15 protein-coding genes are annotated in these 15,809 nt (G+C 39.2%); 6 read left to right on the top strand and 9 right to left on the bottom strand.

The features are described 5' to 3' along the window. Positions 1-33 precede the first annotated feature (33 nt). Positions 34-1,476 carry a sulfotransferase gene (locus HH219_RS11045; RefSeq protein ID WP_169327470.1) on the top strand — a complete coding sequence of 481 codons (1,443 nt, stop codon included), beginning with the start codon at positions 34-36 and terminating at the stop codon, positions 1,474-1,476. On the opposite strand, the gene HH219_RS11040 is transcribed toward HH219_RS11045, so the two are convergent. Beyond that, positions 1,454-2,353, bottom strand: a complete 900-nt coding sequence (locus HH219_RS11040) for an alpha/beta fold hydrolase (protein WP_169327469.1) — start codon at positions 2,351-2,353, stop codon at positions 1,454-1,456. The genes HH219_RS11045 and HH219_RS11040 overlap by 23 nt on opposite strands. 268 nt (positions 2,354-2,621) lie before the next feature. Between HH219_RS11040 and rlmF the strand changes: the two genes are divergently transcribed. Beyond that, positions 2,622-3,569 (top strand): 23S rRNA (adenine(1618)-N(6))-methyltransferase RlmF, encoded by a 948-nt coding sequence (rlmF, locus tag HH219_RS11035; RefSeq protein ID WP_054454021.1) that lies wholly within the window; start codon positions 2,622-2,624, stop codon positions 3,567-3,569. After that, positions 3,566-4,579: a low-specificity L-threonine aldolase gene (gene ltaE / locus HH219_RS11030; protein WP_169327468.1), complete on the top strand. Its 1,014-nt coding sequence runs from the start codon at positions 3,566-3,568 to the stop codon at positions 4,577-4,579. Before rlmF ends, ltaE begins: the two co-directional genes overlap by 4 nt. Here the strand turns inward: ltaE and HH219_RS11025 are convergent. The 7 genes from HH219_RS11025 to HH219_RS10995 form a co-directional block, all read right to left on the bottom strand. Beyond that, on the bottom strand, positions 4,556-5,146 hold the full coding sequence (locus tag HH219_RS11025; protein WP_169327467.1) for a thymidine kinase: 591 nt from the start codon (positions 5,144-5,146) through the stop codon (positions 4,556-4,558). The genes ltaE and HH219_RS11025 overlap by 24 nt on opposite strands. Positions 5,147-5,200: 54 nt before the next feature. After that, positions 5,201-5,683, bottom strand: coding sequence for a methylated-DNA--[protein]-cysteine S-methyltransferase (locus tag HH219_RS11020; RefSeq protein WP_054454112.1), 483 nt, complete (start codon positions 5,681-5,683; stop codon positions 5,201-5,203). Beyond that, positions 5,680-7,041 (bottom strand): AlkA N-terminal domain-containing protein, encoded by a 1,362-nt coding sequence (locus HH219_RS11015; protein WP_169327466.1) that lies wholly within the window; start codon positions 7,039-7,041, stop codon positions 5,680-5,682. Before HH219_RS11015 ends, HH219_RS11020 begins: the two co-directional genes overlap by 4 nt. A gap of 85 nt (positions 7,042-7,126) precedes the next feature. Continuing rightward, positions 7,127-7,738: a superoxide dismutase gene (locus HH219_RS11010; protein ID WP_054454015.1), complete on the bottom strand. Its 612-nt coding sequence runs from the start codon at positions 7,736-7,738 to the stop codon at positions 7,127-7,129. A gap of 29 nt (positions 7,739-7,767) precedes the next feature. Then, a complete protein-coding gene (locus tag HH219_RS11005) occupies positions 7,768-8,274 on the bottom strand; it encodes a hypothetical protein (RefSeq protein ID WP_054454013.1) in 507 nt (168 codons plus the stop codon). A gap of 82 nt (positions 8,275-8,356) precedes the next feature. Further along, positions 8,357-8,851 carry a GNAT family N-acetyltransferase gene (locus tag HH219_RS11000; RefSeq protein WP_054204999.1) on the bottom strand — a complete coding sequence of 165 codons (495 nt, stop codon included), beginning with the start codon at positions 8,849-8,851 and terminating at the stop codon, positions 8,357-8,359. A 46-nt stretch (positions 8,852-8,897) separates the two neighbouring features. After that, the gene (locus tag HH219_RS10995) at positions 8,898-13,655 is read right to left on the bottom strand and encodes a PAS domain-containing protein (protein ID WP_169327465.1); all 4,758 of its coding nucleotides are present in this window, start codon (positions 13,653-13,655) and stop codon (positions 8,898-8,900) included. Between the two features lie 426 nt (positions 13,656-14,081). On the opposite strand from HH219_RS10995, the gene HH219_RS10990 reads away from it, so the two are divergent. The 3 genes from HH219_RS10990 (at position 14,082) to bfr (HH219_RS10980) (ending at position 15,487) form a co-directional block, all read left to right on the top strand. After that, the gene (locus HH219_RS10990) at positions 14,082-14,354 is read left to right on the top strand and encodes a hypothetical protein (protein WP_169327464.1); all 273 of its coding nucleotides are present in this window, start codon (positions 14,082-14,084) and stop codon (positions 14,352-14,354) included. Positions 14,355-14,538: 184 nt separating this feature from the next. Beyond that, on the top strand, positions 14,539-15,012 hold the full coding sequence (gene bfr / locus HH219_RS10985) for a bacterioferritin (RefSeq protein ID WP_054205002.1): 474 nt from the start codon (positions 14,539-14,541) through the stop codon (positions 15,010-15,012). A gap of 10 nt (positions 15,013-15,022) precedes the next feature. After that, entirely contained in the window at positions 15,023-15,487 is a 465-nt protein-coding gene (gene bfr, locus HH219_RS10980; RefSeq protein ID WP_054205003.1) for a bacterioferritin, read from the top strand. A gap of 66 nt (positions 15,488-15,553) precedes the next feature. Here bfr (HH219_RS10980) and HH219_RS10975 read toward each other — a convergent pair whose 3' ends face one another. Continuing rightward, positions 15,554-15,748 (bottom strand): (2Fe-2S)-binding protein, encoded by a 195-nt coding sequence (locus HH219_RS10975; protein ID WP_054205004.1) that lies wholly within the window; start codon positions 15,746-15,748, stop codon positions 15,554-15,556. Positions 15,749-15,809: the final 61 nt, after the last annotated feature.

The following is a 15,809-nucleotide window of genomic DNA, read 5'->3' as shown; positions in this document are numbered from 1 at the left end:
TTATAGTAACTAAAAAACAAATAGCTATAATGTATGCTGCTAAAAAAAGCCAACCAATTACTTGCCGACAACCGTTTAAAAGAAGCTGAATTTCACTTTAAAACCTTACTCGATACAGATCCCCAAAATGGTGAAGCTTTGTTTGGCCTTGGCCGTATTGCACTTAGGTTAGAACGTTTTGATGCCGCAGTATATTTACTACAAAGATCCTGTGAACGATTGCCAAACATGCTTGAGCCATTGCATGCCTTAGCGGATGCATTTAACGGCGTAAACTCCCCCAATGATGCACTTAAAGTACTTGAATACGCAAAAGCATTAGCAAGCCATAACCCAGAGCCGCATTATTATCTTGCCCAGCATTACTTAACCCATGGGGAGCTTGATAAAGCACACACCACTTTTGCGCAAGCGCTCAGCCTTGGGCTCTACCCAGTTACAGCGTATATTTTACTTGAATTAGTGCAATTAGGACGATTTGATAAGCAACATAATTACACCAGTAATTTGCATCATCTTTTAACGCAAACAAATAACCTACACTTGAAAATGATCTGCTATTATGCATTAGCAAAAAGCTACGATCAACTAGATGATATTGAACAGGCAACCAATTACTATACCCTTGCAAATAAGCTACAACGCCAGCTAAGTGATTTTAATACCGATGAATTAACCGCATTTTATCAGCAAATTATTGCACATAATCCAGCTCCCTTGTTTACGAATATAGAACATGGATTTAAAGGTACTATTACACCGGTATTTATAATTGGCATGCCGAGATCCGGCTCAACCTTACTTGAGCAAATATTAGCAAGTCATAGTGAGTTTGCCAGTATTGGCGAAGATACCTGTATCAGTAATCATGTCGTAGCGTTTATTGAGCAACAAACGAAACTTCCCTACCCTCAATGTTTAACAGCCTTAACGCCCACATTAATTGAACAAGGCCGCACTATTTATACAAATAGGCTTAAACAAGCAAAGCCAATCCGCGCTTTTATGATCAATAAACTACCAGCTAATTATCAATCATTAGGACTCATTAAGCGCTTATTCCCCAATGCCAAATTTATTGATTTAAAACGTGATTTTAACGCCACAGCTTGGTCTGTATTTAGTAACTACTTTGCAGAAAATGAACCTTATTTTTGCTCAGTACCTGAGTTTAAAACTTACTATGATCTTTACCAAACACTTATGACACATTGGCACAATGCTCTACCCAATGCGATTTTTACACTTGAGTACGAGCAATTAGTTAGCAACCCAAAAGAACAGCTCAGTCAATTGTTTGGATTTTTAGGCTGTAATTTTGAGCCCCAATGTCTGGATTTTTATAAATCTAAAAAACCGGTTTCTACACTAAGCAAACACGCAATACGCCAGCCCTTAAATAACAAGGCCGTTGAACGTTGGAAACGTTTTGAAGCCCCGTTGCGTCAATTGCTTAATACGCAGCAAACCAATTAACTAAATCGGTAAATTGATCCGCTTTTGCGTTAGGATGAGTCAGCATATTAATGTGATCATAATCAAATTGATGGCCGTGCTTACGCCCATAAATACGTAAGTCTTGCACGCCTTTACCTGACTCATCAATGAACTTTTGAATGTCAATGGGTTGAGCAAGCGCCTTATCTTTAACACCTGCAATATGCAGTGTCGGTGGCAAGTGAATCTCACTCACAGCCGCGCCGTAATCAAAGCCATCATCAGAGTCAATCCACGGTTTTTTCTTTGCCCATTGCATACTTTGATAGTGTGACTTTTTAGTCTCATCATCACTGCCCCATTTAAGTTTTTTAGCCGGTAAGTAACCATGCTTGCTAGCTAAAATTGGCGCTAAAAAGTACCAAATAACATTTCCTTGAAAATACTTTTTAGGATGATGATTATACAATGAGCGTTTAGTACCAAAATACGCACACGCTTTAACATCCTCAATATAGTGCGGAAAACGAGCAAATACGCTGTTCATCAATACGCCTCCCCACGAATGAGCAACCCAATATGCAGGTGGCTTGCCTTCTAGTTCAGCTATTTTATCTATGAAAGCAGGTATATCCTCGGTAATCGCCTCTGTTTGACCATAATGCGCATGCTTTGAAATACCCGGTTTACTTTCGCCTCGACCACGTAAGTCAGCCACATAACAAACATACCCTTGCTCAGCTAAAAATGGAGCCAATCCTTTATTACTATGTGTATAAAAAATTTTGCCATTTTCAACTGCACCATGCACAAATAACACTGCAGGGCCTTGGCTATTTGGGTTATATATACGTCGTAAATGCAACGTTTGTTGGTCGGCTAATTTAATAAAAACCGACTCTTGTTTAATTGTCATCAAATTACCTATTATTATTTTTAAAGCCCAACTCATCCTACCAGTAAATACACACTAATATAAGCATGTATACCAAATGACCTCAAGATGCGAACGCCATTGGAATTAAAAACAAGTTAGACAAGCCATTGATTGTAAAGTAAGGCCTTGATATTAAGTCCCCGATGAAATGATGAATTTTGTATACTGGGGCGGCTTGGGTATATTTACACCTTAAAATAAATATCTGTTAAACTAATCACCCTGTTTACTCTGCTAGCTATCAATCATGAAATCAGTGCCTAAAAAAGCCAAACTACACCCACGAAACCGCCATAACCAAGGTTACGACTTTGATCACCTTATAACGGTTGAACCTGCATTAAATGTCTTTGTTTCACTCACTCAGTATGGCGAAAAGAGTATTGATTTTAGTGATAATAAAGCAGTCAAAACCCTTAACCAAGCGCTACTAAAAGCATATTACAAGGTCGACTTTTGGGACTTCCCTGAGCATAACTTATGCCCACCAGTCCCTGGACGCGCTGATTATATCCATTACTTAGCTGATTTATTAGCCGCCGACAACCAAGGCGCGATCCCACAAGGTCGGCAAGTAAAAGCCCTTGATATTGGTACCGGCGCAAATATTATCTACCCATTACTTGCAAGCCACGAGTATAACTGGAGCATGACAGGCAGCGATATTGATCCTGCGGCTGTAAAATTAGCCAAACAAATAGTGCAGTTTAATAATCGTAAAATCACTGTGAAAGTTCAAAAACAGCCTGAGCATATTTTTCAGGGTATTATCAACGCCAAAGATTTATTTCATTTAACACTATGTAACCCACCATTTCATGCCAGCGAACAAGAAGCGAAACAAGGCAGTGATCGTAAATGGCGTAATTTGGGCAAAACCCCGACAACTAATTTAAATTTTGGTGGCCAAAATAACGAACTATGGTGTGAAGGCGGTGAAGCACAATTTATTACGACCATGATCACAGAAAGTGCTTTATTTGCAGAGCAGTGCCTGTGGTTTACATCATTAGTGTCTAAAAAAGAAACTTTGGTAACACTGCAAAATGAACTCGCTAAGCACCCAGTTGCAGATGTTAAAATAATTGAAATGGCTCAAGGTCAAAAAGTCAGTCGATTTATTGCTTGGAGCTATTTTGACGAAGCAACTCGCAAAGAAATTTGCCAAGAATTTACACCCATGGAGACACCATGATCGATTTTCGTTCTGATACTGTAACCCAACCATGCAAAGCTATGCGTGAGGTGATGCACACAGCACCTTTAGGCGATGATGTGTATGGTGATGATCCCAGTGTTAATGCACTTGAAGCATTTGCTGCAAAGCGCCACGGTTTCGCCAGCGCGCTATTTTGCAGCTCTGGCACGCAAGCTAATTTACTGGCGTTAATGGCCCATTGTGAACGAGGTGATGAATATATTTGCGGGCAAAATGCACACAACTATAAATTTGAAGGCGGTGGAGCAGCAATCCTAGGCTCTATTCAACCACAGCCAATTGAGAACGAAAATGATGGCAGTCTGTGCTTTGACAAACTTCGCGCTGCTATTAAACCTGATGACTTTCATTTTGCAAATACTCGGCTGCTTAGTTTAGAAAACACCATAGGTGGTAAAGTGCTGCCAATTAGCTACTTAGCTAAAGCACGTGAGTTTACCCATGCGAATAAATTAGCGCTGCACTTAGACGGTGCGCGGGTTTATAACGCAGCAGTTGCATTGCAAGTAGATATCACTGAGATAACCCGTCATTTTGATTCAGTGTCTATTTGTTTATCAAAAGGGTTAGGCGCGCCGGTTGGTTCATTATTACTTGGCTCTGCTGCGCTTATCAATAAAGCAAAACGCTGGCGTAAAGTACTTGGCGGCGGTATGCGCCAAGCAGGAATGCTCGCTGCTGCGGGGCACTTTGCGCTTGAACACAATGTTAGTCGCCTAGCCGATGATCACGCCAATGCACGCTATTTAGCGCAGCTGCTCAATGAAGTTGAAGGGTTTCACGTCGATCTTGCAAAAGATACCACTAATATGGTGTATGCCCATGTTGGCGATAATCTCGATATTCACTCCCTAGCACAGCAGCTAAAAGAGCAAGGTATTTTATTCAGCCCGAATAAAACCTTACGATTAGTGACTCATTTAGGTGTTACTCGCGCTGATATTGAACTATTTATAGCTAAATTAACTGCTGCGCTGCATGTTTAACGCCGCTTTATAATGTTTGCGGCACACTGATACATATCGGTCGTTGCCGCCTATTTCTACCTGGTTGCCATCGGCAATTGCATTGCCATCTTCGTCTGTTCTCAATACATGATTAGCTTTACGGCCGCAATGGCATACCGTTTTCAATTCAATCAGTTTATCAGCCCATGCGAGTAAATATTGAGAGCCGCTAAATAACTCGCCTCTAAAATCATTACGCAGCCCATAACACAACACAGGAATGCCCAAGTAATCCACTACATCGGTCAATTGCATAACTTGTTCTTTTGATAAGAATTGGCATTCATCGACAAGTATACAATGGCGCTTTTTTTCGCTGTTTAATGACTTTATTAAGTCAAATACATCTTTATTTGCATCAAAAATATGCGCCTTAGCCTCAAGCCCTATACGTGATGACACCTTACCCACACCCGCGCGATTATCTATGGCAGCCGTTAATATTACGGGCTCCATACCTCGCTCGCGGTAATTAAATGCTGATTGTAATAATGTGGTGGATTTGCCTGCATTCATCGCAGAATAATAAAAATACAGCTGAGCCATAAAAATGCCTACCAATAAAAAGTGCGCTAATGCTACATCAAATAACCCATAACATCACCCCTGACTTGGGTAACCTTCGTGTTTAAGTAACCATTGTTTACGCTCAAGCCCACCAGCGTAGCCAGTTAACTTTCCACTGGCACCAATAATTCGATGACACGGCACTATTATACTAATAGGGTTTTTACCATTTGCAGCACCCACAGCTCGTACCGCCTTTGGGTTACCAATAGCGCGAGCTATATCGCTGTAACTTTGTACTTGCCCAAATGGCACATTTAACAATGCCTGCCATACACTTTTTTGAAAATCAGTGCCTTTGGTATCTAAGTTAATAGTGAAAGTGCGCCGCGTATCATTAAAGTATTCATCAAGCTGACTTATGCACTGATGTATATGAATATTATTTACATCTTTCAATATCTGTTCTGGGTATTCTTTTGCCGGGTAAAAGCCAACATAACTCACTCCTTGCTCAGTCGCTTGAATTATAATGTCATCGAGTGGGCTGGCGATCTTAATTTGTACAATACTCATAATAATTGCTGCCATAGTTGAAATGTTAAATATGAACGAAATGGTGCACACAGTTCATCATTAAAGGGCTTTGCTGCTGCTTGCGCTTTTTTTACTCCTAAGTCACCGGCAAGTAAAATATCAGGCTGGCTTTGCCCCCTAAGTTTTGCGTAATTGACCGTCCAGGGGCCTATACCTTTTAACCCTAACCATTCATCCAACTGTTCGCAATCAGGATTATCAGCACAAAATTGGGCTAGCGCACGTAATGCGTTTTTACGAGCCTGCGGCATTTTAAAAAAATCTAACTCACTGTTTGCAACCGCTTGCGGGTGAGGAAAATAAATACGGTCTTGCTCTTTTTCACCTAATGCTTGAACTAATTGCGCCACTAAGTTGTGTGCAGCCGTTACACTCACCTGCTGACCTAGCACAGCCCGAATGCCCGCCTCAAATGTTGACCAAATACCCGGTAATCGTAACCCTGTTGTTAATTTAATTGCGCCGTGAGTATGTGTCTCAAGGTTATCTTCAATTAATGTAGTATCCGCATCTAAATCAAGTATACGGCGTATCTGAGTTAAAATGGGGTGTAAATAACGTGGTTCATCAATATCTATTGATACTAAAAAATGATGTTTTTGTTCAATAAACTCAGCCGTAAATTGCCCTTTACAACCATGCGTATTAAAACTTCGTCCATAACTCTTATCACTTAACCATTCCATAGGTGATATGAGCCTGCGCGCTAAAAACTGATGTAATGCAGCCCAATTATAAGGTGGCCTAAAAGGCAATTTGATCGTCAATGTGGGGTTACTTGGTTTATTAGTAGCGCGCATTTTACTGGGGCAAATATGCAGCTGCTGTAAAAAGGCATCATTAAAACGGCGGATACTGCTAAAGCCCGATGCAAACGCAATTTGCGATACGGGTAAATGTGTTTCTTGCAGTAATTTTTTAGCAAAATGGCATTGATTAAATAGTCGATACTGGGTGACTGAAATACCAAAATACTGCATAAATAAGCGACGTAAATAGCGGCTGCTAACACCTAACCGCGCAGCGAGTTGTTCACAGTTTTGTGGCTGGATTAAGTTTTGATCAATTAAGTATTTTGCACGTAATGCGCTGGTTTTGGTTCCTTGCCATGCGCCACTACCTGGGGCACTGTCAGGGCGACATCGTATGCAAGGCCTAAACCCTGCTTGTGCAGCACTATGCGCATATTGATAGTACTGAACATTGTGTTCTTTGGCCGTGGGGGCGGGACAAATTGGTCTGCAATAAATACCGGTACTTTTTACCGCAATAAAAAATACGCCGTCAAAGCGATGATCGCGACTTTGACGGGCACGTTGCCAATGGCTATTATCCATGGAGCTCTCATAACTAACTTTATCTATCAATTAGATTACGTGAAAAACCATACATTACTAGCCATTTTCGGCACTCAATAAAATGTTATGAAATAGCGTCTAGATAACGTCGTTCCACTTCATTCCAATTAATCACATTATAAAAAGCGGCGATGTATTCTGGGCGACGATTTTGGTATTTCAAGTAGTATGCATGTTCCCATACGTCTAAACCAAGAATAGGTGTATTACCATGCATTAAAGGGCTGTCTTGGTTTAAGCTGCTTTCCACGATTAACGTTTTATCTGCAGTCACACTTAACCATGCCCAACCACTGCCAAAACGACTGACTGCCGCAGCGGTAAACGCCTCTTTAAAGCTGTCAAAGCCTGCAAGCTGCTCAGTGATAGCATCAAATAAAGTACCTGTGGGCTCTCCCCCACCATTTGGACTCATAACAGTCCAAAATAACGAGTGGTTTGCGTGACCGCCACCATGCTCTTGCACAACCTTATTTAATGGGCTTGCTATTGTATCAATATTACGTAATAGCTCATGCACATCCGTATTAGCATACTCAGTATTTTCTAATGCAGCATTGGCTTTATTAATATAAGTTTGATGGTGTAATGTGTGGTGAATCTCCATAGTTTTTGCATCTAAGTGCGGCTCTAATGCATCATATTCGTAAGGTAACGCGGGTAATATAAACGCCATAATTGCTCCTTTGGGCTTGCGTAACGTGATCAATGTACTGTGGCAGTATGATCCGGGGTATAACTTAAAGTGTGGTTAATTTTTTCAATTAGTTGCGGGCAGTGGCTGTGGCTTTTTGCAAATTGCACAAGCTCTGTATACGTTTTGTGATGATGATGAGCAACCACGGTGCGTATGGTATTACAAGGGTGCTCAATTAAATGGCTCAGTGTTATATGAACATCACATAACCACTGGCAAGCTTGATCTGATTGGCTCATCGCTCGATAAGTGTCAGCTAAATTATGTGCCGCCACAACCAGCGCAGGGCAACAATGCTCTATGGCTGCAATGACTGACTGGCACGTTTGTGCTTGACTAAACTGGCTTAATAAGTGAGATGCTAAAGTATGTGCGGTGGTGTATTTATCGCGCGCTTCCAACAAGGCACCACGTTCAAACGCATAATTACCCGCCATTATATTAGATTGCCAAGGGCTGAGTGCTTGATCTACCTGTGGAAGTTCGGCTTTATTACTAAGCTGGGGATGTGCCATAAAAATCACCTGCGCAAAATTAAATGATGTGCATAATCTACACACCATCACAACTTAATACAAATGATTTTTATTTATATTGCTATTTATTTTCTGCGAAATCTATTAATGCTTGACCAGTTAAACGATAAATTATCCACTCATTTTGAGGCTCAGCGCCCATGCTATTATAAAAATCAATTGCCGGCTTATTCCAATCAAGAACCACCCATTCAAAGCGGCCACACTCTTTTGCTATGGCTTGGCGTGCAAGATGTTGCATAATGAGTTTACCCGCTCCTTTACCGCGGCTATCGGGGCTGACATACAAATCTTCTAAATAAAGGCCATTTTTGCCAAGCCACGTGGAATAATTATAAAAGTAAACAGCAAAGCCAATCGGTTCATCGCCATCTAAACAAATAACGCTATGGGCTGTTGCGCCATCACTGAATAATGTTTTTAAAATAGCTTGTTCATCTGTTTTAACTGCATCAGGCTCTTTCTCATAAATTGCCAGTTCGGTAATAAAATGCAAAATAGTCGCAGCGTCGCTTGGTAACGCATCGCGTAATATTATCGATGTAGAATTAGTCATGTACTGAGGTCACCTTTGTATGTGAGTATCTGTTGGAATAAAAAGCTCAATGATATTGTTCAAGCTTTTCTTTGAGGGTTTGTAACTGAATCGGCTTGGTAAGATAATCATCCATACCTGACGCTAAGCACAACTCTTTATCTTCATCCATTGCATTAGCAGTTAATGCAATAATAGTGATTTCTTGATGCTTTGTACCTGCATTACCTTGACGTATTGAACGTGTTGCATCAAAGCCATCCATAATCGGCATTTGACAATCCATAAGCACCAAATCAAAAAAGTGTGCGGGCTTTTGTGCCAAAATATCAACCGCTTCTTGACCATTTTCAGCCAACGTTACCTGATAATTTAATTTACTCAACATAAGCTGAGACACTTTTTGATTGATCAAATTATCTTCAACTAACAATAAATGATGTGTTGGATCCTGTTTAGTGTTGCGCAATGAAGAAATATAACCCGAGGTTATCATTGGTAAATCAAGTGCTTTATCTTTATCAGTGATCACTGCCATTGCAGCAATTAAATCGGCCGTGGTGATTGGCTTTGGAAAATACGCTTGGAAACCAGCATCACTATAGCGCTGCGCGCCTTCTAATCCTGCAATACTCGTCATCATAACTAAAGGCATGGCTTTAAAATGCTCGTTTGCTTTTAACAATCGGCACAATTGGATCCCATCCATTTTAGGCATTTGCATATCCAGTACTGCGATATCATACAAGGGATCTTTATTATCAATACACGTTTGGCACATAGCCACAGCCTGTTCAGCATCGCAAGCTAAGGCAACCGATGCCCCCCAGTGGGCCAATTGTTGACTAATTACCAACCGATTTGTTTCATTATCATCCACAACCAGAACACGTAATTTATGCATATCTATTGTTGGAATACTGCGTTCTTGTTCGGTGCCTAACTCTAGCATGACTGTCGCCGTAAATTCACAGCCATTGCCAACTTCACTGTACAAGGTAACAGCCCCGCCCATCAACTCACATAACTGTTTGCATATGGCTAAACCTAAACCTGAGCCGCCATATTCACGCGTAGTCGAGGCATCCACTTGTGAAAATGGGCTAAACAAACTTTGCTGCTTGGCAAGCGGTATACCAATACCCGAGTCTTTGACCTTGATGCTCAATTGGTACTGTTGATCAATGTTTTTCACAGCTGCAGTGATAACAACTTCCCCTTGAGAAGTGAATTTTACTGCATTGCTAAGTAAGTTTGTCAACACTTGGCGTATTCGCCCAGGGTCACCTTTGAACTGAGATGGCACTAAAGCGACTAAATCGAGAATAATCTCTATTTGTTTTTCTTGCGCCTTTAGCGCCTGCGATTCAGCTACCTCACCAATCAAGTCTCTGGCATTGAAATTAATTGATTCTAAATCAATTTTACCTGCTTCGACTTTTGAAAAATCTAAAATATCATTGATCACGGATAAAAGTGAATGCGCACTATTTTTAGCAATCCCCACTTTAGTTTCAACAGGTTTGGTTAATGGTTCAAGTTCTATTAGCTCTAACATACCCAGTACACCATTCATTGGCGTACGTATTTCATGACTCATAGTTGCTAAAAACTGACTTTTAGCAAGTGCAGCATCATTTGCTTTGGCAAGTGCAACTTTTAATTCTTCCGCTGTTTTCTTACGACTTTGCGACATCAAAACACTGCCAACCAATGTAGCTAAAGAACGCAAATAAGTTTCTTCATTTTGGCTCCAATTATGCTGTTCTCCAACACTCTCAGCACACAAGACACCTAAAATCCCTTCACCTGTTGAGATCACTGCATCCAACATCGATTTGATATTCAACGGCCTTGAATAATCTTTTACAAAATCTAATGATGCGTGGTGAGTGTCCACGTTATCTATTGCGACTAAGCCATTTTCAAATATCGCTTTAAAATAATCAGGGTACGCTGTGATATCTAAACACAAAGTATCTTGCGCAAAACCAGAGCCATCTACATATAAACTCACGCAATGCATTTTATTGGTGCCGCGCTCTAATATCCATACAGATGCACGCTGCACGTTAAGTACATCACACATAGATTGTGCGACTAAATCTTTAACCGCGCTAAAATCACCCGCTAATACGTCAGGAGAAACCGTTATACTTGCTAAATTAGTATTATATTGGTTGGTTTTTTCACTTTCTAACTCTAATCGTTTGTAGGTATCTATATTTTGAAAAGAACCATAAACACGAACACAGCGTTCATCTTTTAATTCAACTTGCCCTATCGATTTAACCCAACGTTCTTTACCTGTTTGTGTAATGATGATCAGTTCAACATCCCAACTATTGCCACGAATAACCGCATTTTCGAACAGTTCACTAATTTTGTCTCGGTGTTCGCCTTCCTTATAAAAGTCTAGTGCCTGGGTTATGACTGGCTCAAAATCATCACTTACTTCGTGAATAGCTTTGACTTCTTCAGACCAATAAATCGTATTCGCTTCTAAGTCGACTTCCCATGCACCAATTTGCCCTTGCTTACTCATTGTTTCGAGTAAACTTTGCTGACGATATAATTGCAATTGAGTATTGTAGCGCTCAGTTATATCTAAAATAAAACCGTCTAGATAAAGTACATTCCCTTGTGAATCATATACTCCTTGACCTTTTTCATGTACCCAATGAACATTACCATCGAGTGCAATCAGCCTATATTCCACAGACCAAGGCAGTTTGAGTGCAACCTGTTCATTTATTACTGTTTCAATGTGTTGAACATCGTCAAGGTGCACTATTTGTGCAAAACTTAATTGGTAGTTATCTACAATATCAAAAGGCTCATAGCCGGTAATCGCTTTAGTCTGGTCGCTCATATATAGCATTGTCCATTGCTTATCATGTTTACATCGATAAACAATGCCTGGAATATTGCCCACCAAAGACGCAAATCTATCGCGACTTTGCTGAAGTTGATATTCAGTTTCCTTGTGCGCCGTAATATCTAAGTGAGTGCCAATCATACGTTTTGGTGTGCCGTCGCTATTCCATTCAACAACACGGCCTGTATCTAAAATCCAAACCCATTGACCATTTTTGTGCTTCATACGTGATTCGGCAACATAGTTGTCAGATTGACCACAAAAGTGCTCAGTTAGTTTTTTCTCTGATACGATAGCATCATCTGGGTGAACATTATCTAGCCAAGTATTAATCGTCGTTGGTTCAAGCTCTTTTAAATCATAACCAATTATTTCAGCCCAACGATTGTTAAAGTAAACCTTACTTGTATCAATGTACCAATCCCATACACCCACTGCGGTACTATCAAGGACTAACTCTAGTTGTGTTTTATGCTGCTCTAACTCCATTTCTTGAAGTTTTAAGCTTGTGATATCAGTACGAATAGCGATATAACTTTGCGGTTTGCCTTGTTCATTTAAAAATGGCGCTATTGTTGTATCTAACCAATATAACGCGCCACTTTTATTACGGTTACAGATCTGCGCATGCCAAACATTACCCTTTTCCAACGTGTTGTACATATTTTCAAAGAAACTTCTTGAGTGAGTTCCTGAATTCAATATTCGATGATTTTGGCCCAGTAATTCAGCTTCTTCATAGCCACTTATTTCGCAAAACTTTTTATTAACAAAAGAAATAGTCCCTTTTATATCTGTCACGGCCACAATCGCATGCTCATCTAATGCACTTTTTTGTTCCGCTAATTCTTTTAAGGCAAGCTGTAATGCAGAACTTTGCTCTTGTAATCGTGTTTGATGCTGCGCCTTTACCGTTATCAGTTGCTCTAAATCAATGGATAATTGGTTTAATTCACTAGAGTCATTGAGGATCGGAATATTTTCTCTAAGTCCCTGCGTAACTTGCGTTGTTGCATTCGCCAGTACTATTAATGGGTTTGATAGGCGTCGACCAAACCACCATGAAAGCATCAAAATAACCAGTAATGCAAAACCATTTAACCATACTGCAAGCTTTTTATATTCAGTAGCACCTTCAAGCATCACTGCAGCGGGTTTTTCTACCACGAGTTGCCAACCTGTGGCGTTTAAAAAGTCTAAATCACTTAAAATGGCGTAATATTTTGCACCATCCGTTTTGGTATAACTAAACACCTCGTCTAATGGTTGCTCATCAGTCAAATTTTCAGTAAAGCTCAGCCCGCCATCAGTATCAGTGTTTTGAACCAATTCATCATTTTTAATAATATAAAATGTAAGCTTTTCGTTTATATCATGTATATGCGCTAAGTTTTTAAGTAGGCCTTGGAAGTTAACGTCAACAAGAACAATCGATTTTAAACGTTGATCCCCTTCACCCATTGGCAAAGCAATAAAGTGATTATGGGCTTTTTCACCTAACACAGACACAAACACACTCGGTTTACCTTGTTCAATTTGAGCCAACATAGGAATGAGTTGATCTTGATGCAAATGAGAAAATAAACCATCTGTGACAGGGATTGGGGTATTAATAGGGTTTGCGAGTATATGAATTTGATTTACAAAATCATAGCGCCCTACAAATTCGTTAACTAATAATTGTTTATGAAGTGGGCTGTGACGTAATTGTTCGTTTAATAAATATAAATCTTTTATATGATCTGCAAACCAAATATCTGCAAATTGTTTACCAATACTACTTAGCTCTCTGAGCTCTATGCGAGCACTTTTATCCAGAGAATTAGTAACGTGTATAAAGCTGAACCACGAAAGCAAACATAAAGGTGCTAAAGAGATTATAATAAAAGTAACAATCAACTTACTTCGGATTGACTGCACTTTACTATCTAACACACTTTTTTTCATTGCTTTCCCTATCCCAACCTTCGGTTTTAACTCAACTTTTATTGTTAATATATTAAGGCATTAAATACTACAAGACGCAAGCTTATACGTGTCATGAATAGGCTTAATATACAAAAACTCATTAATTATTTTTACTTTAGCTGGGCGATACAGGCAAAATACTTACAAGCTATGATTGCTATAAAGAGCAAGCTAACAACGCAGGGGTATGTAACTTTAAGTATAAATTTAACATTGGTGGCTTGGGTATACGAACACTGTGGTCGTTAATGGCATTAACGCCTGTATTTTTTACTATCAACGATCTTTACTTTTTGGCACAAAAGGTACACTAAGCACTTTTGATGGACTAAATACCCCGCAAACTTTATTTTTCCGATAATCGCTTTTACACTTATTAATCAACAAGTGTAAAAGGACTGCACGATGAAGTTTGTATTGTCTATTTTAATAATAAACCACCTCTGTTTTTTGGGCTTTGAATACGCAATAACTTCAATGCTAAATGATCAAATAAGCTCATCAAGCGCATCGAGCTACGCTAAACTTTATGTCATTTTAGTTTTTCCTGTTCAATTATTACTAGAACTTACATTTTTTATCGCCATGCTCTATCAAGCCTTCATTGTTTTTAAGTGGCGAGCAAATGGCACATTATGGATTGGGTTTATAGCGACTTTTTTAATGGCCATCTTTTAGCGTGTCACTGTTGGCCTCACTTAAAAGAGAAATGCAAATACAAAACTGTTCATAAACCAACCATTAACGCAAATTTAAACGAGAATCAAACTCAATATTAACCATATGATTTAAAAGGAAAATACTTGCATTTATGTCGATATAGACTAAACTTGTCACAATTATGATTTAAAGGTACGCCATTATGAAAGGTAATCAAAAAGTTATCGACAGCTTCAATAGGTTGTTAGCAAATGAACTTGCTGCAATCGATCAGTATTTTATCCACTCTCGTATGTATGATGATTGGGGCCTAGATAAACTTTATGTACGCCTGAATCACGAAATGGAAGAAGAGAAAGACCACGCTGATTGGCTAATCAAACGTATTTTGTTCCTAGAGGGTGTACCAAATATGACTAAACGTCGTGATCTTATTATTGGTCATGATGTAAAATCTATGATGCAAAATGATCTAACACTTGAACTCGAAGTAGTTGCCTGTGTTAAAGATGTTATTGCAACATGTGAAGAAGAAAAAGATTACCAATCACGTGAAATACTTGAAAAGCTATTGTTTGATACTGAAGAAGATCACGTTTACTGGCTTGAACAACAACTTGGTTTGATTGATAAAATTGGTAGCCAAAACTATCACCAATCACAAATGGGCGAATAGGAGCTAAAATATGAAAGGTGATAAAGACGTTCTTATTGCATTAAATAAGATACTAGCCAATGAGCTTGTGGCAATAAATCAGTATTTTTTACATGCACGTATGTTTAAAGATTTTGGTTTTAGTGTGCTGGACAAAGCAGACTACAAAACTTCAATTCAAAAAATGAAAAATGCAGACCGTTTAATTGAGCGTATCTTATTTTTAGAAGGCTTACCAAATCTACAGGATTTAGGTCGTTTACGTATTGGTGAAAATAGCGAAGAAATGATTGCAGCCAATATGAGTTTTGAACTTGATTCACTTGTTGATTTAAAAGAAGCGATTAAACTTGCTGAAAGTAAAAAAGATTATATTAGCCGCGAAGCGCTAGATAATATTTTAACTGAACAAGAAGAGCAAATTGACTGGTTAGAAACACAACAGCTGCTGATTAAGAGCGCAGGCATTGAAAACTACTTACAGTCGCAGATGTAACATTATCTGACACTAAAAAAAGCAGCCTTGGCTGCTTTTTTTATATGTACTTTAATCGAAACAATATTAAGCAACTTGGTCGGTGATATCAGCTATTTGAATCAATTTGCGATTGAGAATTTTTTTTGTACAACCACAGCATTTTCCACATTGGCTGCCAACGTTCAGCTCTTTACTTAGCTCTCGCATCGTAGTCGCGCCTTCGTCAATTGCTTGTTCAATTTTTTTATCTGTCACACCATGACATAAACAGATATACATGAATACAAACCACTCTCAATAACATTTAGTAAATACATATTAATCTAAACGAAAATAGTTA

Origin of the sequence: Pseudoalteromonas sp. NEC-BIFX-2020_015 (assembly GCF_012952265.1) — a bacterium.
GTDB lineage: Bacteria > Pseudomonadota > Gammaproteobacteria > Enterobacterales > Alteromonadaceae > Pseudoalteromonas > Pseudoalteromonas neustonica.
This window is presented reverse-complemented; position numbering and strand designations above follow the sequence as displayed.